The following is a 20,144-nucleotide window of genomic DNA, read 5'->3' as shown; positions in this document are numbered from 1 at the left end:
CGCCGACGCCAATCCGCCGAGGCTGCAGGCAAGGGTGTTTCAGCAGGCATGTCGCGTCAGAAGGCGTCGAGGGTCAAGGTCGCGGTGGGCAGGCCCTCGCCGCGCGCGCGCAGCGTCGCCGGGCCGCTGGCGCCGGTGGATTGCAGGATCACCTGCGCCTGCCCGTTGAAGACGCGGCGCTGCCACGGCGCGGCCGGCGTCGTGGCCCGCAAGGTGACCCAGCGCTTGCCGCCTTGCGCGTTGTCGGTCATCGCGCGCAGGCCGCCGGCCGGCGTGGGGAAGACCAGGGCAAGCGTGTTGCGGTCGCGCAGCTGCGCAGGATCCAGGTGCACCACGCCGAGGCCCTGCTCGAGCCTCGGCGTCACGGCCTGGCCGTTCACGTAGACCAACTGGCCGGCGCCCAGGTCGCCGATGAACAGCGTCGACCGCTCGCCGGCCGCCGTGCTCGGGCGCGGGAAACTGGCGCGCACGAGGTTCCAGGCGCTGTCGGCAGGCTGCTGCTCGGGCGGCACCCATCCGAAGGGCTCGCGCCAGCCCGTCGCGCCGGTGTCCGCGATCAGCGCGATGGCGTCCTCCGGCCGCTCGATGCCGCGATGCCGCCATTCGGTGAGCGGCACGAAGCGGTGGCGCTCGGCCGGCTTGTCGGCCTCGTGCGACCCCGGATCGCCGTTGCCCATGCCGATCAGCCGCGCGGCGCCTTCGACTTCGAAGTCGATCCGCTGCCCGGCCGTGGGCACGACCCGGCCCTCGCGGTCGACCACGTTGACCGTGACCAGCGCCACGTCGGTGCCATCGGCCCGGATCTTCGCGCGGTCGACCGTCAAGCGCACCGCCGCGCCATCGCCGGTGGTGGCCACGGTGTCGGAGGCGACCCATTCGCCGCGCCTGTAGGCACGCGCCACCAGCGTGCCCGGCTCGTAGGGCACGCTCCACTGCAGGTGCCCGTAGCGCTGCAGCGTCTTGCGGCCCAGCGAGCGACCGTTGAGCAGCAGCTCCACGTCCTCGGTGTTGCCGTAGACGCGTACGTCGATCGGCTGGCCTTCGCGGCCCGGCCAGTTCCAGTGCGGCAGCAGGTGGACCATTGGATCGGTGGTCCAGGCGGCCTTCAGGTAATAGCCGCTGTCCTTCAGCGCGCCGGTCGTGTCCATCATCCCGAACTGGGACGACACGGCCGGCCAGCCGAAGGGCGTGGTCTCGCCGCGGTAGTCGAAGCCGGTCCAGACGAACATGCCGGCCAGGAAGGGCCGCTCGGCATTGAAGCGCCAGGCCTCCTCGATGGTCGAGGTCGACGCGCCGCCCGAGCGCCGGTCATAGGCGGCGACCTGCACGCGCGACGGGTCGTCGGCGTAGACGCCGCGGGTGGCGTAGGTCAGGCCCTCCTCGGTCACGACCATCGGCCGCTGGGGGAAGCGGCGGTGCATCGCGTCGATGTCGTGCTGGCCCTTGTAGTTGAATCCGATCACCTGCGAGCCGACCGAGGTGCCCTCCGCCTGGCCCGAGCTGGACGCCGCCAGCGTCGCCGGACGGGTGGGATCCAGGCGCGCCACGATGGCCTGCATCTCCCGCGCCAGGCGCGTGCCGATCTCGGTGTTCTCGATCGCCCATTCCTCGTTGCCCACCGACCACAGGATGATGGACGGATGGTTGCGGTCGCGCCGCACCATGCGCTCGAGCTCGTCGCGGATCTGCGGCGCGGTGCCCATCATGCGGTGCTCGTCGATGACGAGCACGCCCAGGCGGTCGCAGGCGTCCAGCAGCTCCGGCGTGGCCGGATGGTGGGCCGAGCGGATGGCGTTGACGCCCATGGCCTTGAGCATCCGCAGCCGCGCGTCGTGCATGGCGTCCGGCAGCGCGATGCCGATGCCGGCATGGTCCTGGTGGTTGTTGGCGCCGTGCAGCTTGACGGGGCGGCCGTTGAGGAAGAAGCCCTGGTCGGCGTCGAAGCGGATCGAGCGGATGCCGAAGGGCGTGTCGTAGCGATCGACGACCCGGCCGTCGCGGCGCACCCGCGTCGTCAAGGTGTAGCGCTGCGGCGTCTCCAGCGACCATAGCCGCGGCATGGCCACCCGCAGCGTCGCGCCGCTCGTGACGGCGGTATCGGCGGCCACCTGGCGCGCCGGCACGGCGGTGCACGCGACGACGCGGCCGTCCGGGTCGCGCAGTTCATGTTCCAGCGTGAACGAGGCCGCGCCCTTGCCGTCGTTGCGCACCGTGGTGTCGACGGCGACTTCGGCCCGCTGTCCCGCGACGGTCGAGCGCACGAAGGTGCCCCAGTGGTCCACATGCAGCGGGTCGGTCTGGGTGAGCCAGACATGGCGATAGAGGCCGGCGCCCTCGTACCACCAGCCCTCCTGCGTGGTGGCGTCCACCCGCACGGCGACGACATTGCGGCCGCCGTAGTTCAGGTAGTCGGTGAGGTCCACCCGGAAGCTCGAGTAGCCGCTGGCCTCGCGCCGCAGGTAGTGCCCGTTGATCCAGACGACGCTGTCGCGGAAGACGCCGTCGAACTCCAGCGCGATGCGCCGACCCTGCGCCGACGCCGGGATGGCCAGCTCGCGCCGGTACCAGCCGATGCTGTTCTCGGGGAACGCGCGGCCGATCGCCTTCGAGCCATGGGGCGAGCTGCCGCGCTCGCTGAACGGCAGTTCCACCGCCCAGTCGTGCGGCAGGTCGACGCGGCGCCACGGCCGGTCGTCGAAGTCCGCCGCGGCGGGCCCGTCGCCGAAGCCGGCCTTGGCGAAGAAGAAGGCACGCGTGCCATGGTCGAAGTCCTGGGCCGGGTCCCAGGCATGGCCCAGCGCGAAGCGCCAGCCGTCATCGATGCGCACGCGTTGCCGGACATCGTCGGCCGCGGCGGGGCCGGCGATCACGAACATCGCCAGCGCGAGCAGCCAGGAGGTGAGCAGTGAGGGTCTCATGAGGAAGAGGGACTCGGGAGGCGCTGTCGATCGCGCCGTCCGGTGGTGGGACCTCGCGAGGCCGGTTGGCCTCGCGAGGGCTCGATCATCAGTTGGCCGGCTTGCCGATCACTCGCACTTCGCTGAGCGCGGCGGGATGGTCGGGCGTGACGGCGGGGAAGCGGATGCGCAGGAAGCGCGCGGCGACCACCGGCTCGAACAGCGCGAACTCATAGCTCTTGCGACCGGCCTTGGCCTCGCCGACCTGGCGCCAGTCGCTGGCGTTGTTGCTGATCTCGACGACGAAGTCGGGCGCCCGGTCATCGGGCAGGATCACCGACAGCCAGTGCAGCGTGTACAGGTTCTCCAGGTCCACGGCCCAGAACGCCGGACCGTCCTTCGCGGCCGCGCGCCAGGCGGTCTGCAGCTGGTCGTCGTTGGCCAGCGGCGCCTCGTGGCCGGGCGCGGAGCCGCTGGTGGAGGTCGGCCGGCTGATGGTCACGTTGATCGGGTCGCCCTCGAAGGCCTTGCGGGTGACCGGCGGATAGGCGATGACCGGCTGGTCCGGCGCCAGCGGCGATTGCCCCGGGATGAAGGGATCGGGTCCGGTGGTCGTGATCTCGATGCGCGCCGGCTTCAGGCCGGGCGAGCTCGCTTCGATGACGCTGCGCCCGGCGAAGTAGGACCGGAAGCTGATCGCGGCCTGGCCGTCGCGGATGGCGACCAGGGACTGGTGGCTGAAGCGGATGCTGCGGCCCGTCGGGAACTTGCCCGGACCGCTCACGATGGTCAACGTCACGTCCGGTGAATTGCTCAGCGCGCGGCCCGCCTCGTCCTGCACCGACACCACCAGCTGCGCATCGTCCAGACCTTGGGTGCCGTGAATGACGGTCTGGCTGGCCGCCAGGTGCAGTTGCGCAGGCTTGCCGTCGACCGGCCAGACCGGCGGCGGCACGCCGGCGTAGGCGTTGCGATACCAGTGGTACTGCCGCTTGGGCAGGCGGAAGTAGTCGATGAAGCCCATCGAGCCGAACTCGATGGAGGCGATGGAGCCATGGTCGAAACCGGCCCACAGCGCCTCGCCCGAGCGCCACGGGTAGCGCCAGGCGTAGGTGGGCGAGCCCGGGGCGCTCGGCGCGGCGCCGGCCTTGGCCTTCTGGTCCGGCGTCTCGGGCATCAGGCCGAAACCGGGCTCGTACTCCCCCGGGCGGTCGACCATCGTGGACCCGTACTCCGACACGATGGACGGCACGCCCGGATCGAGGAAGAGCGTGGCGCCGTCGCCGTTGTAGCCGGCCACGTCGCCGAGCTTGTCGATCTCGCCGCGCTGGGCGCCGCCGATGGCCACGGGGCGCGTCGGATCGATGCGGTGGAAGAAGGCCACCTCGCGCCGCAGGAAATCGCGCATCGCCGGCATCGCCTCGCCCTTGGTGAAGAAGGGCTCGTTGCTGGCGCTCCAGAGGAAGACCGACGGCCGGTTGCGGTGGATGCGCACCATCTCCTGGACCTGCTGCAGCACGCTGGCCTCGAAGGCGGGGCGATCGGCCGGATCCGGCGGATAGGCGCTGGACAGCCAGTTGCCATCGGCGCCGAAGCCGCCGATGCCCCAGAAGGGCGCCTCCGACCAGAACAGCAGGCCCAGTTCGTCGGTCGCCTGCGTGAAGGCCGGCGAATGCGGGTAATGCGAGCCGCGGATGAAGTTGAAGCCGGCGTCCTTGATCATCCGGACGTCGCGGCGCGCGGCGCCGTCGGTCACGCCGTCGCCCCAGCCGGCCTGGTCCTGATGCACGTTGGCGCCAACCAGGTAGAGGTGCTTGCCATTGAGGAAAAAGCCGCGGTCGGCGGTGAACCTGAGGCTGCGGATGCCGAAGGGCGTCTCGAAGCGATCGACCGGCCGACCGTCGACGTACAGGCGGCTGATCATGCGGTAGAGATGCGGATGGTCGGGGGACCACAGCCGCGGGGTCGGGATCGCGGGCATCGTCTGGTCGTAGGTGACGGTGGTGGCGGCGGGCACGCTGCGCTCGCTGCGCCGCGAGGCCACGCGCCGGCCGGTCGCGTCGAGCACCTCGGACACCAGCGCGACCCGGGCCGCGGCGCGGGGGCGGTCGTTGCGCACCTCGGTCTGCACGCGCACGGTGGCGTGTTCGTCCGACACCTGCGGCGTGGTGACGAAGGTGCCGTACCACGCGACATGGATGGTGTCGGTGATGACCAGCCGCACGTTGCGATAGATGCCGCCGGAGAACACATGCTCGCCGGCGCGAGGCGCGACCCGCGCGTTCCACTCGTTGTTCACCCGCACGGCGACCAGGTTGGGCCCGGGTTTCGCGAACGGCGTGATGTCGATGCTGAAGCCGGTGTAGCCGCCGACGTGCCGGCCGGCGCGCCGGCCGTTGACGAAGACCTCGGCGTCCTGGAAGACGCCGTCGAACTCCAGCGAGACCCGCCGGCCGGCGACGGACGCGGGCAGCGTCAGCTGCTTGCGGTACCAGCCATGGCCGACATAGAAGCCGGTGCCCAGGAAGTAGGGCTCGGAGAACGAATGCGGCAGATCCACGCGGCGCCAGTCCGCGGTGTCGCGGTCGATGGCCTGGCCATCGGCCGGGTCGCCGAGCGTGAAGGTCCAGTCGCGGTTGATGAGCTCGCTGGTGCGCTCGCTCGCCGCGGCCGTGGTCGTCGCGGGGACGGCGGCGGTCGCCGCGCGCGCCAGCGGCGCGAGCAGGGCGGCGCACAGCGCGATGACCAGGACGGGCAGGGTGGTCATGGGGCGGAAACAGGGGATCGGCGTGGTCATCGAGTGGATCTTCCGGCGCCTTGCGCCAGGTTCATGAGTCTGGCGAGGTAGGCGTGATGCGGAGGCAGCGGCGCGACGGCGCGGGCGATGGCCTCGCGACGCTGCCGCAGGATGTCGCGGGCGTGGTCCAGCGGCAGTTCCTCCAGGACCGGGTCGGTCCGCTGCGGCCAATGCCGCATGCCGGCGTGGATCGCGAGCCAGCTGGTCTCGTCGAAGCCCTCGTCCTGCTGCTGATGCAGCACGCCGTGATGGCGCCAGAGCTCGATCTTGTAGGCCAGGGTCTCGGGCAGGTCCATCGTCGCCATGTCGCGCCAGAGCGCGCTGTCGCGGCGCGCGGTGAGGCAGTAGTGCAGGAGGATGAAGTCGCGGATGCGGCGGAACTCGCGCGTGCCGCGCGCGTTGAACGCGTCGATCGCCGCCTCGTCGATCGGCGCCTTCGCTTCGAGCAGCGTCATCAGGTGGGCCAGGTTGGTCTGGATGAGGAAGATGCTGGTGGACTCCAGCGGCTCCAGGAAACCCGAGGAGAGCCCGAGCGCCACGACATTGCGGACCCAGAAGCGCGCGCGGTGACCGGTGCTGAAGCGCAGCAGGCGCGGCTCCGCCAGCGGCTTGCCGTCGAGCTGCGCCATCAGCTGCGCGCGCGCGGCGTCCGGGTCGATGTATCGGCTGCTGAAGACGTGGCCATGGCCGGTGCGGCTCTGCAGCGGGATGCGCCAGGCCCAGCCGCCCTCCAGCGCGGTGGCGCGGGTGTAGGGCGTCAGCGCCTCGCCGACGCGCTCGCAGGGGCAGGCCCAGGCGCCGTCGACCGGCAGCCAGTGGCTGAAATCGACGAAGGGCTCCTTCAGCGCGCGCCCCAGCAGCAGCGAGGCGAAGCCCGAGCAGTCGATGAACAGGTCGCCCTCGACCTCGCGGCCGTCGGCCAGGCGCAGCCGCTCGACGTCGCCGTCCTCGCGCCGGAGCACCTCGACGATGCGGCCCTCGATGCGCCGTGCGCCCCGGCGCATCGACCACTCGCGCAGGAAGGCCGCATACAGCATCGCGTCGAAGTGGTAGGCGTACTTGTAGGGCGCGCCGCCGTCCTCGTCGGGCACCACGAAGCGGCCCTGCATCGCCATCGCCGTGGGCAGGCATTGCTCGCCGAGCTCGCCCAGCGAGGCATCGGCCGCGCGCCGGTACTGGCCCCACAGCATGTAGGGGCCGAGCAGGCTGCCGAAGTTGCCGAAGGTGTGGAAATAGCGATCGCCGATGCTGTGCCAGTCGCGGAACTCGATGCCCAGCTTGTAGCTGCCGTGGGTGGCGTGCAGGAACTCCGCCTCGTCGATGCCGATGCGCTCGTTGAAGGCGCGGATCGAGGGGAAGGTCGCCTCGCCGACGCCGATGATGCCGATCTCCTCGGACTCGACCAGCGTCACCGACCAGCGCCCCTGCCGATTCGACGCCAGCGCGGCGGCGGTCATCCAGCCGGCGGCGCCGCCGCCCACGATCACGATGCGTTGGACCATCTGCTTCTCCTCTTTCGCAAGCCGGCGCCGACGCACGCGCGCAGCCTTGCGCGCGCGATGCCAACGCCACGATGGCCTCGCCCAATTTTCTGGTATTACCACTTTGCCATGATGTTTTGTTGGTCAGACCGGTAGATACCCTGTTCCTCGGGGGCGAGGGCTCCCCCTATAAAAGGCCCACAAGGACAGGAGTCGCGTTTTCGCGCGCAGGGAGCCATGGCACAACATCCGTACGGCGGCGAGGTCCGCCGGCAATACCAGGTCGTGGCCGACCGGGTCCGCGTGCTGATCCGCGATGGGGCCTACCTCGCCGGCGCGAGGCTGCCGGGGGAACGCGAGCTCGCCCAGCAGCTCGGCGTGTCGCGACCTTCGTTGCGCGAGGCGCTGATCGCGCTCGAGATCGAGGGCCGGATCGAGATCCGGGGCGGCTCCGGCGTCTATGTCTGCGCCGCGCCGGAGGAGCTCGGCGCGACGCCGACGCTCGGGGAAAGCCCCGCGGAGCTGATGCACGCGCGGGTGGTGGTGGAAAGCGCGGTGGCCACGCTGGCGGCGGCGCGGGTCGACAAGGCCTCGCTGGATCGCGTCCGCGACGCGCTCGAGGCGATGCGGGCCGATGTCGCCGCGGGGCGCAAGCCGGTCGAGGCGGATCGTCGCTTTCACGTGAGCATCGCCGAGATGAGCGGCAACCTGGTGCTGGCCGGCGTGGTGGGGACCCTGTTCGATGGGCGCCACGGCGCGATCTCCACCCGCATGAGCGGCCGCATCGAGTCGGTGACCCCGCCGTGGCGGGACGCGCTGGACGAGCACGAGGCCATCCTGCGCGCGCTCGAGTCGCGCGATCCGCAGGCGGCCTCGGCGGCGATGTGCCGTCACCTGTTCGCGGCCCATGACCGCTGGGTCGGCGTGTCCGACTGAAGCGCCTGGCGGCGCGGCGACGACCGGCCCGCGCGTCAGGACCGGCGGGCGGGTCCGGCCTCCGGTGGCGGTCAGGGCGCAGCCGACAGCGTGACGACGGCGATCGAAGCCGGCGGCAGCATCAGCGTCAGGCCGTCCTTGCCGGGCTGCGCATCGAACGGGACCGGCACCACCGCGCGGGGCTGCGCCACGGTGTTGTGGGCATCGATCGCGGTGGCGGTCAGCAGCCGGCCGTGCGCCGCGCGCTTCAGGCCGGTGGCGAGCTGCGCCGGCTGCTTCGGATCCAGGTTGACGAGGGCCAGGACGACCTGGCCGTCCGGCGTGCGGGCCGCGCTGACGTCGAGCGACGGCAGCTCGACATCGGCGATGCGGAAGCGGGGCGTCGTCAGCGTGGCGCGCAGCGGCGTCGCGCCGCGGAACGGCCGGTACAGGTCGAAGGCGTGATAGGTCGGCGTGAGCACCATGGACGGGCCGTCGGTCAGCACCATGGCCTGCAGCACGTTGACCATCTGCGCGATGTTGGCCATCCGGACCCGGTCGGTGTGGCGATGGAAGACATTGAAGCTGAGCGCCGCGATCAGCGCGTCGCGCAGCGAGTTCTGCTGGTGCAGCGCCGGCGCGCCGGGCGGCGTGTCGTACCAGCTGCCCCATTCGTCGACATACAGGCCGATGCGACGCGTCGGGTCATGCTTGTCCATGATGCGGGAGACGGCGGCGATGCGGCCCTCGATGCCCATGGCCGACTTCAGCGTGCGCGCCCAGGCGGTGGCGTCGAATCCGGTCGCCGCGCCCTTGGCGGACCAGTCTCCGGGCATCGTGTAGTAATGCAGCGTGAACGCGTCCATGTGCTTGCCCGAACGCGCCATCAGCACCTCGACCAGCTGGTCGTTGCCTTCCCCATCGCCGGAGGCCACGCGCACCACCTGGTTCAGGAAGGTGGCGTAGCGGTTGTGCAGGTCGGACTGGTACTCGCCGCGCATGTTGCCGCCGCAGCCCCAGCTCTCGTTGCCGACGCCGACGTACTTGACCTTCCACGGCTGCTCGCGGCCGTTGCGGCGGCGCTCCTCGGCCAGCGTGGAGGCGCCGTCGGCGGTCATGTACTCCAGCCACTGGCTCAGCGCGCGCGGCGGCATCGAGCCCATGTTGCCGGCGAGGTAGGCCTCGCTGCCGAGCTGCTCGGCCAGGTCCATGAACTCGTGGGTGCCGACGCGGTTGCTTTCCGTGCCGCCCCACCAGCGGTTGACCCGGACCGGCCGTTTCGCCGGATCGCCGATGCCGTCGCGCCAGTCGTAGTCGTCGGCGAAGCAGCCGCCCGGCCAGCGCATCACCGGGATGCCGACCTGTCTCAGCGCCTGCACGACGTCATTGCGCCAGCCCCGGGTGTTGGGAATGGGGGACTCCGGGCCGACCCAGAGGCCGCCATAGACGCCGGTGCCCATGTGCTCGACGAAATGGCCGTAGACGGCGGGGTCGATCGCCGGGCCGGCGGCGTCCTGGCCGAGATCGAGGCGCGCCTGCGCCGGCGCGGTCGGGGCGGTCTGGGCCGGGGCCGCCGTGGTCAGGAGGGTGCAGCTCAGCGCCGCGAGGGAAAGCAACTGCGTCATCTGTCTCTTCTCATGGCGCTTGACGCCTGGGTTCTTGGGGATCCGTCGAATCGGGAGGCCGCTTGAGAGCGCTACCATTGGTCAGTCCACTTGAGAGCGTTGGGAAGAGCATGGCCATGCCACACCGCGGCGGCGAGACCCGCCGGCAATACCAGTTGGTTGCCGACCGCATCCGGTCCCTCATCGAGACCGGCGGCTTTTCCGCCGGGGCGCGCCTGCCGGCGGAGCGGGAACTGGCGCTGCAGCTGGGGGTGTCGCGACCCTCGCTGCGCGAGGCGCTGATCGCGCTGGAGATCGAAGGCCGGATCGAGATCCGCGGCGGCTCCGGCGTCTATGTGACCAGCGTCCACCCGCTGGAGGACAACGGGACGCCGTCCCTGGGCGACAGCCCGGCGGAACTGATGCATGCGCGGCTGGTGCTGGAGAGCGCCGTGATCACGCTGGCCGCCGCCCGCGTCACCAAGGCGGGACTGCAACGCGTGCAGGAAGCCCTGGACGCGATGCGCGCCGAACTGGCCAGTGGGCTCAAGCCGGTGGAGGCCGACCGCCGCTTCCACCTGAGCATCGCGGAGATGAGCGGCAATTCGGTCCTCGTCGACATGGTCGGATCGCTCTTCGATGGCCGCCACAGCCCGCTGTCGTTGCACATGAGCGGCCAGATCGAGTCGAACGACACCTGGAAGGACGCGCTGGCCGAGCACGAGGCCATCTACCAGGCGCTGGAGGCCCGCGACCCGCAGGCCGCGTCGGCGGCGATCTGCCGTCACCTGATCGCCTCGCATGCGCGCTGGACCGGCGATGCCGCGGAGATCCCGTCGCGCGGCGCCCTGATGCTCTGAGCCGCGGCGCTCACATCACCGCCCCGAGCTGCCAGGGCACGAACTCGTTGTCGCCCAGGCCGTGTTCCTCGCTGAGCGTGCGGCGGCCCGAGGCGGTCTCGCGCATCAGCTCGAAGAGCGCCGCGCCGGCCTCGGCCACGGTCTGCGTGCCGTCGACGATGCCGCCGGCATTGAAGTCCATGTCCAGGCGCATGCGCTCGAACAGCGCGGTGGTCGTGGCCAGCTTCAGCGAGGGCGTCGGCTTGCAGCCGTAGGTCGAGCCGCGGCCGGTGGTGAAGCAGATCAGCGTGGCGCCGCCCGCGACCTGTCCCGTCGCCGACACCGGGTCGTAGCCCGGCGTGTCCATGAAGACCAGCCCGCGCGCGCGGACCGGCTCGGCGTACTCGATCACGTCGTTCAGCGGGCTGCCGCCGCCCTTTGCGACCGCGCCCAGCGACTTCTCCAGGATGGTGGTGATGCCGCCCGCCTTGTTGCCGGGCGAGGGGTTGTTGTCCAGCCGCGCGCCATGGCGCGCCGCGTACTGCTCCCACCACTGCAGGCGGTCCAGCAGTCGCCGGGCGACCTCGGGCGACGCGGCCCGCGCGGTCAGCAGGTGTTCGGCGCCATGGATCTCCGGCGTCTCCGACAGCAGGGCGGTGCCGCCATGGCGCACCAGCAGGTCGACCGCGGCGCCCAGCGCGGGATTGGCGCTGATGCCCGAGTAGCCGTCCGACCCGCCGCACTGCAGCCCCACCACCAGCGCCGACATCGGCACCGTGCTGCGGCGCGCCAGCCCCGCCTGCTCGGCGAGCTCGCGCACCAGCGCCTGGCCTTGCTCGACGGCTTCCCGGGTGCCGCCGGCCTCCTGGATGGTCAGCAGGCGCAGGCGCTCGCGGGTGGCCGCCGGCAGCGCCTGGACGAGCGGCTCGATCTGGTTGACCTCGCAGCCCAGGCCGACCAGCAGCACGGCGGCGAAGTTGGGATGCGCCGCATAACCGCGCAGCGTCCGCTGCAGCAGCACCAGGCCGTCGCCCTCCGCGCTCATGCCGCAGCCGCTGCCGTGGGTGATGGCCACCACGCCGTCCACGCCCGCCGGCAGGCCCGGCCCCTGGAAGACCTGCGCGATCGCCTTGCAGACGGTCGCGGAGCAGTTCACCGACGCGATGACGCCGATGTAGTTGCGGGTGCCGACGCGGCCATCCGCGCGCCGGTAGCCCTCGAAGGTCGCCGCCGAGTCGACGGGCATCACGGCAGCCGCGGCGTCCGCGGCCTGCGCCGCCGCTCGCGGCGGCATCACCTCGGCCATCTCGAGGTTGTGCCCATGCACGTGGGCGCCGGGCTCGATCGGCGCGCTGGCCAGGCCGATGGGCTGGCCGTACTTGAGCACCAGCTCGCCGCGCCCGATCGCGCGCAGCGCGACCTTGTGCCCGGCCTCGATCGGCGCCAGCACTGGCAGCGTGGGCCCGTGGGGGCGGGCGATGCGTGCGCCGGCGGGCAGCGCGAACCGCGCGACCGCGATGTTGTCGTCCGGATGCAGGACGATCAGCGCCGAGGCCGGCAGGGGCCCTGGATCCGCGGCGGCGCCTTCGCCCGGCGATTCAGTCGACATGGAACACCTGCTCCATCGCGGCCCAGTGCTCGCCCTCGGCCCGGCTGTCCAGCGGGCGCTGGCAGGGGCCGCAGAAGGTCCACCAGCGCTGGGTCTCGGGGTCCGCAGCGATGGCGGCCATGTCGGCCGCATAGTCGCTGCCGTGGTACTCCCAGTAGCTGAACAGCAGGTGCTCCGGCTCGCGCAGGAAGATGCTGTAGTTGCGCACGTTCGACGCCGCCAGCCGGGCCAGCACCGCCGGCCAGACGGCCGCGTGCAGGCGCTTGTATTCGGCGATGTGCTCCGGCGCGATGCCGATCACCATGCCCATGCGTTCCATGTCCTGCTCCTTGATCACGAGGTCCTGAGGGCGGTCCGCAGCCGCGACTGGGACAGCGCCGGCACATGCCGCCGCGCCAGCTCGACCACCGGCAGCAGGCGGCGGGCCTTCTTGCTCGCGTGGTGCTGCGCGATGTCGGCGAGCCGGTGCTCGAGGAAGGGGTTGAGCAAGCGGTCGCGCAGGCCGTCCAGGTAGACGAGCGCCTCCTCGCCTTGCCCGAGCGCCGCCAGCACCGGCAGCACCTCCTCCTGCCAGGTGTCCTCGAGCGGCTGGCGCAGCGCGGGGTCTTCCATGGCCTGCCGCACCGTCATGTCCGGCGCCCGGTCGAGGACGCGCCAGAGCTCCGCCAGCATCGTGTGGCCCAGGTTCAGCAGGAAGAGCTTGAGCCGTTCATGGCGCGCGAGGTCCTCGGTCACGATGAGCGCCGGGTGCCGGCACGGCAGCTGCAGGCCCGGCTGGGCCTGCACGGCCCACAGCGCATAGGGCTCGGCCACCGCGCCGACCGGCTCCAGCGCCTGGGCCACGATGCGGTCGACCAGCGAGCTGGCCCAGACGACGTGGCCGAGCAGCCAGTCGATGAAGGCCGGCGGGCAGTGCCAGGACCGCGCCAGGGCCACCACCAGGTCGCCCAGGACGGCGCCGTTGCGCGAGACCAGCTCGCAGGGCAGCAGCGTCAGCCCGGCGTCCGGGGCCGCCTGCCAGCGGTCGTGCAGCAGCACCAGCAGCCGGGCCGGGAAGGCCTCGGGCGCGGGCGCCGCGTCGGCCAGCAGCGCCGGGCCGTCGCGCAGCGACAGCGCCCAGCCCTCGTCGCCGGTGTTGGACACGATCACTCGCACCGGTCCGCGCACGCGCTCGCGCACCGCGGGCCAGTCGGCGGCGGCATGCAGGACCTCGCGCACCGAGCGGCAGGTGCGCTGCATCTCCACCGGCACGCCGCCGACCAGACCGCGCAGCACGACGGGAAACCCCTGCGCGCGGGCCAGTTCCCGCGCGCGGCGGGTGCTGTCCGGATGGTCGGTGCTCTGCACCACGGTGATACCGCCCAGCGCGTCGCCGGTCTCCGCCGCCTCGCTGACGAGCAGGTCCACATGGGCCTGCAGGAAGCGCCCGGTGCCGAATTGAAGGATCGGCGGCGCGCCGTCCAGGCCAGGGCTCAGCATTCGACCAGCGCCTTGATCACGCCTTGCCCGGGATCGAGCAGGTCGGGGAAGCGCGCCGGCAGGTCGCCCAGCGCCAGGCGATGCGTCGCGAGCGCGGCATGCGGCACCTGGCCCGCGCGCATCGCGGCGATCACGGTGTCGAAGTCCTCCATCGTGGCGTTGCGGCTGCTGAGCAGCGTGGCCTCGCGCTTGTGGAACTCCGGATCGGAGAAGCGGATGTCGCCCTGCACGATGGACAGCAGCACGTAGCGGCCGCCATGCGCGATGAAACGGAAGCCGCGCTCCATCGCCTGCGGATTGCCGGTGGCGTCGAACACCACGTCGAAGAACTCGCCGTCGGTCAGCCGCGCGAGTTCGGCCTCGTCGCCGTCGCCCAGCGGCACCGCGGCCGCGATGCCGGCGTGGGCGCGCGCGACCTCGAGCCGGTCCCGCCGGCTGTCCAGCGCCACCACGGTGGCGCCGCGCAGGGCGGCAAACAGCATCGCGCCCAGCCCGATCGGACCGGCCCCCACCACCAGCACGCGCTGTCCGGCGCCGACCTCGCCGCGACGCACCGCGTGCGCCCCGACGGCCAGGAACTCCACCATCGCGGCCTGGTCCAGCGTGAGGCCGTCCGCCTTGCCGACGAAGCGGCGGGGCAGGCAGAGGTACTCGGTGAAGGCGCCGTCGCGATGCACGCCCAGCACCTGCATCTGCACGCAGCAGTTGGACTTGCCCTGGCGGCAGGCCCGGCAGCGGCCGCAGGACAGGTAGGGCATCGCATACACGGTGTCGCCGGGCTGCAGGCCGCTGTCGGGATCCGCCTCCTCGACCACGCCGGACAGTTCATGCCCCATGACCCGCGGGTAGGCGAGGTAGGGCTGGTGGCCGGTGAAGATGTGGAGGTCGGTCCCGCACACGCCCACGCGGCGGACGCGCAGCAGCACCTCGCCGGTTTGGCGTTGCGGCTTGGGACGATGGTGGACGGCAAGGGTGCCCGGGGATTCGCAGAGGACGGTCAGCATGGCGTGAGGCGGTAGAGGGCGGCGGCATTGCCGCCAAACAGGGCATCCAGGTCGGCGGCGGCCGGTGCGGGGTGGAGCTGGCTGGCCAGGCGCTGCGCCTGGTGCCACCAGGGCGCGTAGTCCGCGGCCAGGCGCAGCACGGGCCAGTCGCTGCCCCACAGCAGCCGGCGCGGACCGAAGAGCTCCCACAGCGCCTGCACGTAGGGCCGCAGCGCCGCGTCGTCGAGGCGGTCTCCCGCCTCGGTCAGCAGGCCGGAGACCTTGCAGTGGACCTGGGGCAGGGCGGCCAGCGCGGCGAGGTCGGTGCGCCAGGGCTCGAGCTCGCCGCGCGCGATGAAGGGCTTGGCGGCATGGTCGACGACCAGGCGCAGGCCGGGATGGCGCCGGGCGAAGCGGCCCAGCGCGGGAAGCTGGCGCGGCAGCACCAGCGCGTCGAAGACCAGGTCGTGCCGCTGCATCGCGGCGGCCGCGGGCGCGCAGGCCGGATCGTCGATCCAGTCGTCCCGCGGCAGGTCCTGCAGCATCGGTCGCAGGCCCTTGAGCGCGGGGTCGCGCGCCAGCTCGTCGATCTGCGCCGCGGCGTCGGTCGCCTTGAAGTCGACCCAGCCGACCACGCCGCGCACCCAGGGCGTCCGCGCCGCGACGGACAGCATCCAGCGCGTGTCCTCGACGCTGGGCAGCGACTGCACCAGCACCGTCGCGTCGATGCCGCAGGCGCGCAGTTGCGGCTCGAGGTCCTGCGGGCCGAAGTCCCGGTGGATGGCCGCCAGCGTGGGCGGCGGCCACTGCCCCTCGCGGTCGGCGAGGCGCCAGAAATGCTGGTGGGCATCGACCCGCATGTCAGCCCGCCCCCGGTTCGTCCGGCAGCGGCACGCCGGCGTGGATCAGGCCGCGATCGCGCAAGGCGTGCCAAAGCGCGCCGGGAATCGGCTGCCGCATCCAGTCGACATTGCGCCGCACCTGGTCCGGCGAACGCATGCCCGACAGCACGTTCGCCACCGCCGGATGGGCCAGCGGGAACTGCAGCGCGGCCGCCGGCAGGGGCACCTCGAATTCGGCGCAGACGGCGGCCAGCGCCTCGGCGCGCTCGCGCACCGCCGCCGGCACGGCGCCGTAGTCGTACTTGGCCTGGCCCGCCAGCAGCCCGGAGTTGAACGGCCCGCCAATGAGGACGTCCACACCGTCCGCCGCGCAGCGGTCCATGAAACCGAGCGCCCCCTGTTCCAGCAGCGTGTAGCGGCCGGCCAGCAGCACGCAGTCGATCGGCGCGGCCGACAGCGCGTCCCAGGCCACCTCCCATTCATTCACCCCCAGCCCGATGGCCTGCACCGCGCCCTGGTCGCGCAGCGACTCGAGCGCGCGAAAGCCCCGGCCCTGGGTGAGCGCGCGCCAGTGGCGCCCGTGCTGCTGGCCGTGGGTGGCGCGGCCGATGTCATGCACCAGCAGCAGGTCGATGCGCGCGCCGCCCAGGCGCGCCAGGCTGTCCTCGAACGAGCGCATCACGCCGTCGTAGCTGTAGTCGAAGACGGGGCGGAAGGGCAGCGGGTCGGCCCAGCCGTCGCTGCCGGGCTGCACGCTCGCGTCGGGCCGGAGCAGGCGCCCCACCTTGGTCGAGAGCACCAGCCCGTCGCGCGGCCGTCCGGCCAGGAAGGCGCCGACGCGGTGCTCGCTGCGCGTGTAGCCGTAGAACGGCGCGGTGTCGATGCAGCGCAGGCCGGCGTCCCAGGCGGCCTGCAGCGTCGCGGCGGCCGTGGCCTCGTCGAGCGCGTCGTAGAGCCCCGCCAGCGCGGCGGCGCCCAGGCCCAGCGGACACGCGCGCAGGGCCTGGCGCAAGGGACGGTCCGGTGCGGGCATGACGGCGGCCGCGCGGTCGGCGAGGGGCGGGGGCGCCAGGGACGAAGGCACGACGCTCATCAGTAGAGGACCGCCCGGGCCTCGGGCGATTGCAGGTTGGTCTTGTTGACCCAGACCACGCCGGTGTCGCGGAACTTGGGCACCGGCTTGCGCTGCAGCAGCTCGTCCACCGTCTTGACGCCCAGGTAGCCCATGCGGAACGAGCTCTGCACCGCGATGCCCTCCAGCGTGCCGTCCTGGACGAACTTCTGCAGGTCCTGGTTGCCGTCGAAACCGATGGCCACCACCTGGCCGGCGCGACCGCTCTGCACCAGCGCGCGGCCCATGCCGACCGCAGTCGGCTCGTTCGCGCCGAACAGGGCCTTGAGGTCGCGATGGGCCGCCAGCACGTCGGTGGTCTGGTTCATCGCGGTGGCCATCTGCGACTGCGAGTAGTACGGGCCGACGATCTCCAGCTTCGAGTGGGCCTGCAGGTAGCGCTTGAAGCCGCCGACACGGTCCGCCTCCGAGCCCGCGCCGGCCACGTAGGACATGAGCGCGACCTTGCCGGTGGTGCCGACGCGCGCGATCAGCGCCTTGGCGCAGAGCTCGCCCGCCGCGATGTTGTCCGTGGACAGGAAGGACTGGTAGTAGGTCTTGCCGGCGTCGGACACCCGGGAGTCGATCAGCACCACGGGGATGCGGGCCTCCCACGCGCGCTTGATGGCCGGCACCAGCGCATCGGGGTCGGACGGCGCGAGCACGATGCCCGCGACGCGGCGGTTGACCGCGTTCTCCACCAGGTTGACCTGGTCGGCGACCGCCGATTCCGACGCCGGGCCGGAGAAGGTCAGCGTGTGGCCGGTGGTCTCCTTGATCGCCGCGTCGGCGCCCTTGTTGACGTTCTGCCAGAAGCTGGAGTTGGTGGTCTTGACGATGACGGCGATCTCGCCGGCCTGGGCGCTCGCGCCCAGCAGCGCGAGGCCGGCACCGAGCAGCGCGCGCCGCAGGCCGCGGATCGCAAAGGGAGCGAGGGACGAAGGGATGCGGGGCATGCGGGTCTCCTGGTGGGATGTGCCGGTCTTGCGCCGGTGTTCTGCGCCGGTCTTCAGCGCCGGTTGCGGAGCTGGTCGATCCACACGGTGAGGAGGATGACCAGGCCGATGATGATCTGCTGCGAGAACGCCGACACGCCGTTCATGTTCAGGCCGTTGCGCAGCACGCCGATGACGAAGGCGCCGATGACGGTGCCGGACACGCTGCCCACGCCGCCGCTCAGCGAGGTGCCGCCGATGACCGCGGCGGCGATGGCGTCGAGCTCGTACATCACGCCCTCGTTGGGCTGCGCGGTCACCAGGCGCGACATCAGCACGCAGCCGCACAGGCCAGCCAGTGCGCCGGAGCAGGTGTAGGCGAACATCGCCACGCGCGCCACGTGGACGCCCGACAGGCGTGCGGCCTCGGCGTTGGAGCCCACCGCATGCAGGTGCCGGCCCAGCAGCGTGCGGCGCAGCAGCAGCCCCACGATCACCGCCAGCGCCACCATCAGCAGCACCGGGTAGGGGATGCCGGGAAAGATCACGTTGGGGAAGCCCTGCGCATCGATCTCCTCGATGCGCCACAGCGCGCCGTTGCCCAGCACGCCGAAGGCCTCGCCCAGGCCGGAGACGGCGCGCGCGTCGGTCAGCTGCAGCGCCAGGCCGCGCGCCACCAGCATCATGCCCAGCGTCGCGATGAAGGGCGGCAGGCGCAGCCGCGTCACGCAGAGCCCGTTGACGGCGCCGCACAGCCCGCCCACCACGATGCCGGCGGCCATCGCGGGCGCCACCGGCAAGCCCTGCTTGACCAGCAGCCCGGCCGTCACGCCCGACAGGGCCAGCACCGAACCCACCGACAGGTCGATGCCGCCGGTCAGGATGACCAGCGTGGCGCCCAGGCCGAGGTAGACGATGGTGCTCACCTGCAGCGACACCGTCATCGCGTTGCCCACGCTGAAGAAGGCGTTGCTGGTCAGCGAGAACACCAGCACGAGCGCCAGCAGGCCGGCCAGCGCGGCGAACTTCTGGAGCAGGTCTTTCTGTCGTTCGTTCATGGGGCAGTCGTCTCGGGCGCCGCGTCCGGCGCTGGGGATGGGGAAGCCGGGCCGACCGAGGCCAGGTGCATCACGTCCTGCTGGCTGCTGCCGCGCGTGTCCAGCACGCCGGCGATGCGGCCCTGGCGGAACACTGCGATGCGGTCGGTCAGGCCGAAGATCTCGGGCAGGTCGGAGCTGATGAGCACAACGCCGACGCCTTGCGCCGCGAGCTGGTCCATCAGCGCATAGATGGCGTACTTGGCGCCCACGTCGATGCCGCGCGTGGGCTCGTCGAAGACGATCACCCGCGCCTGGCGGAACAGCCACTTGGCGATGACCACCTTCTGCTGGTTGCCGCCGGAGAGCAGCCGCGCGATCTGGTCCGGCGAGGGCGTGCGGATCTGCAGCTGCCGGATGAAGCGCTCGGCGGTCTCCCGCTCGCGCGCCGCGTCGATGAGGCCGGGCCCGCGGGTCAGCGCGCCCAGGTTGGCCATCGTGATGTTGTGGGCGACGCTCATGGCCACCGCCAGTCCGTGGGCCTTGCGATCCTCGGAGACATAGGCGATGCCGGCCTCGATCGCGTCGCGCGGGCAGCGGATGTCCAGCGCTTGTCCGCCGAACTCGATCTCGCCGCCGTCCAGCGGGTCGGCCCCGAAGAGCGCGCGGGCGGTCTCGGTGCGACCAGCGCCGACCAGGCCCGCGAAACCCAGGATCTCGCCGCGCCGCAGCTCGAAGTCCAGCGGCCCGAAGACGCCGTGGCGCCGCAGGCCGCGCACGCGCAGCAGCACCTCGTCGACCGGCTGCCGCGTGGCCGGCGGGAACTGCTGGTGCAGCTCGCGGCCCACCATCAGGCTGACGATCTCGTCGATCGAGGTTTCGTGCCAGTGGCGGGTGGCGATGTACCGGCCGTCGCGCAGCACGGTGACGCGGTCGGCGATGCGCTCGAGTTCATCGAGCCGGTGCGAGATGTAGAGGATCCCCACGCCTTCGCGCCGCAGCTCGCGCACGACCTGCAGCAGCCGCGCCGCGTCGGCCTCGCCCAGCGAGGACGTCGGCTCGTCCATGATCAGCAGCCGCGCCTGGAGCGACAGCGCCTTGGCGATCTCGACCAGCTGCCGCTGCGCGATCGGCAGCGTCGCGACCAGGGCGTCCGGATCGATGTCGGCGCCCAGCCGGGCCAGGCAGGCGCGCGCGCCGTCCCGCTGGCGCTGCCGGTCGACGAACCAGCCGCGCCGCGGCTCGCGGCCCAGCCAGATGTTCTCGGCCACCGTGAGCTGCGGCACCAGGTTCAGCTCCTGGTGGATCATCACGATGCCCAGGCGCTGCGCATGCGCGAGGCCCTCCAGGCGCACCGGCTCGCCATCGATGCGCAGCTCGCCGTCGTCGGGCGCATGCACGCCGCTGAGCACCTTCATCAGCGTGGATTTGCCGGCGCCGTTCTCGCCGCAGATCGCATGGACCTCGCCGCGATGAACCTCCAGCGCGACATCGGCGAGCGCGACGACGTTGTCGAAACGCTTGCACACGCCGCGCATGCCCAGCAGCGCGGGGAGGGCGGGGAGGGTGGACGTGTCGGGCAGCGCGTTCATCGGCGCAAGCCTCCCATCGCATG

At 71.9% G+C, this 20,144-nt stretch carries 15 protein-coding genes; 2 read left to right on the top strand and 13 right to left on the bottom strand.

The window, feature by feature from the left end:
• Positions 1–56: 56 nt before the first annotated feature.
• From galA to FHT38_RS10370, 3 genes are all read right to left on the bottom strand, one after another.
• Complete coding sequence (galA, locus tag FHT38_RS10380; RefSeq protein WP_183491698.1) at positions 57–2,918, bottom strand: beta-galactosidase GalA; 2,862 nt, start codon at positions 2,916–2,918, stop codon at positions 57–59.
• 88 nt (positions 2,919–3,006) lie between these two features.
• On the bottom strand, positions 3,007–5,664 hold the full coding sequence (locus tag FHT38_RS10375; protein WP_183491697.1) for a glycoside hydrolase family 2 TIM barrel-domain containing protein: 2,658 nt from the start codon (positions 5,662–5,664) through the stop codon (positions 3,007–3,009).
• 26 nt (positions 5,665–5,690) lie between these two features.
• Positions 5,691–7,196, bottom strand: a complete 1,506-nt coding sequence (locus tag FHT38_RS10370) for a tryptophan halogenase family protein (RefSeq protein ID WP_183491696.1) — start codon at positions 7,194–7,196, stop codon at positions 5,691–5,693.
• Between the two features lie 216 nt (positions 7,197–7,412).
• Between FHT38_RS10370 and FHT38_RS10365 the strand changes: the two genes are divergently transcribed.
• Complete coding sequence (locus tag FHT38_RS10365; protein WP_183491695.1) at positions 7,413–8,111, top strand: FadR/GntR family transcriptional regulator; 699 nt, start codon at positions 7,413–7,415, stop codon at positions 8,109–8,111.
• A gap of 71 nt (positions 8,112–8,182) precedes the next feature.
• Here FHT38_RS10365 and FHT38_RS10360 read toward each other — a convergent pair whose 3' ends face one another.
• Positions 8,183–9,715: an alpha-N-arabinofuranosidase gene (locus FHT38_RS10360; RefSeq protein ID WP_183491694.1), complete on the bottom strand. Its 1,533-nt coding sequence runs from the start codon at positions 9,713–9,715 to the stop codon at positions 8,183–8,185.
• A gap of 116 nt (positions 9,716–9,831) precedes the next feature.
• On the opposite strand from FHT38_RS10360, the gene FHT38_RS10355 reads away from it, so the two are divergent.
• Entirely contained in the window at positions 9,832–10,554 is a 723-nt protein-coding gene (locus FHT38_RS10355) for a FadR/GntR family transcriptional regulator (protein ID WP_254783331.1), read from the top strand.
• A 10-nt stretch (positions 10,555–10,564) separates the two neighbouring features.
• Here FHT38_RS10355 and FHT38_RS10350 read toward each other — a convergent pair whose 3' ends face one another.
• From FHT38_RS10350 to FHT38_RS10310, 9 genes are read right to left on the bottom strand one after another with little or no spacing between them, the layout of a single operon-like run.
• Positions 10,565–12,142 carry a UxaA family hydrolase gene (locus FHT38_RS10350; RefSeq protein WP_183491693.1) on the bottom strand — a complete coding sequence of 526 codons (1,578 nt, stop codon included), beginning with the start codon at positions 12,140–12,142 and terminating at the stop codon, positions 10,565–10,567.
• Positions 12,132–12,461 (bottom strand): L-rhamnose mutarotase, encoded by a 330-nt coding sequence (locus tag FHT38_RS10345; protein ID WP_183479628.1) that lies wholly within the window; start codon positions 12,459–12,461, stop codon positions 12,132–12,134. Before FHT38_RS10345 ends, FHT38_RS10350 begins: the two co-directional genes overlap by 11 nt.
• 14 nt (positions 12,462–12,475) lie before the next feature.
• Positions 12,476–13,621: a mannitol dehydrogenase family protein gene (locus tag FHT38_RS10340; protein WP_183491692.1), complete on the bottom strand. Its 1,146-nt coding sequence runs from the start codon at positions 13,619–13,621 to the stop codon at positions 12,476–12,478.
• Positions 13,615–14,625 (bottom strand): zinc-binding alcohol dehydrogenase family protein, encoded by a 1,011-nt coding sequence (locus FHT38_RS10335; protein ID WP_183479624.1) that lies wholly within the window; start codon positions 14,623–14,625, stop codon positions 13,615–13,617. The genes FHT38_RS10340 and FHT38_RS10335 overlap by 7 nt, the downstream gene beginning before the upstream one ends.
• On the bottom strand, positions 14,619–15,464 hold the full coding sequence (locus tag FHT38_RS10330) for an amidohydrolase (protein ID WP_183491691.1): 846 nt from the start codon (positions 15,462–15,464) through the stop codon (positions 14,619–14,621). Before FHT38_RS10330 ends, FHT38_RS10335 begins: the two co-directional genes overlap by 7 nt.
• Position 15,465: 1 nt before the next feature.
• Positions 15,466–16,479: an aldo/keto reductase gene (locus FHT38_RS10325; RefSeq protein WP_183492453.1), complete on the bottom strand. Its 1,014-nt coding sequence runs from the start codon at positions 16,477–16,479 to the stop codon at positions 15,466–15,468.
• A gap of 59 nt (positions 16,480–16,538) precedes the next feature.
• A complete protein-coding gene (locus FHT38_RS10320; protein WP_183491690.1) occupies positions 16,539–17,513 on the bottom strand; it encodes an ABC transporter substrate-binding protein in 975 nt (324 codons plus the stop codon).
• A gap of 53 nt (positions 17,514–17,566) precedes the next feature.
• Complete coding sequence (locus FHT38_RS10315) at positions 17,567–18,550, bottom strand: ABC transporter permease (protein ID WP_091724662.1); 984 nt, start codon at positions 18,548–18,550, stop codon at positions 17,567–17,569.
• Positions 18,547–20,121 (bottom strand): sugar ABC transporter ATP-binding protein, encoded by a 1,575-nt coding sequence (locus FHT38_RS10310; protein ID WP_183491689.1) that lies wholly within the window; start codon positions 20,119–20,121, stop codon positions 18,547–18,549. The genes FHT38_RS10315 and FHT38_RS10310 overlap by 4 nt, the downstream gene beginning before the upstream one ends.
• Between the last annotated feature and the right edge of the window lie 23 nt (positions 20,122–20,144).

The organism is Mitsuaria sp. BK041 (assembly GCF_014193085.1).
Taxonomy (GTDB): Bacteria; Pseudomonadota; Gammaproteobacteria; order Burkholderiales; family Burkholderiaceae_C; genus Roseateles.
The sequence above is the reverse complement of the archived record's forward strand: the minus strand, read 5'-3'. Positions and strand labels throughout refer to the sequence as shown.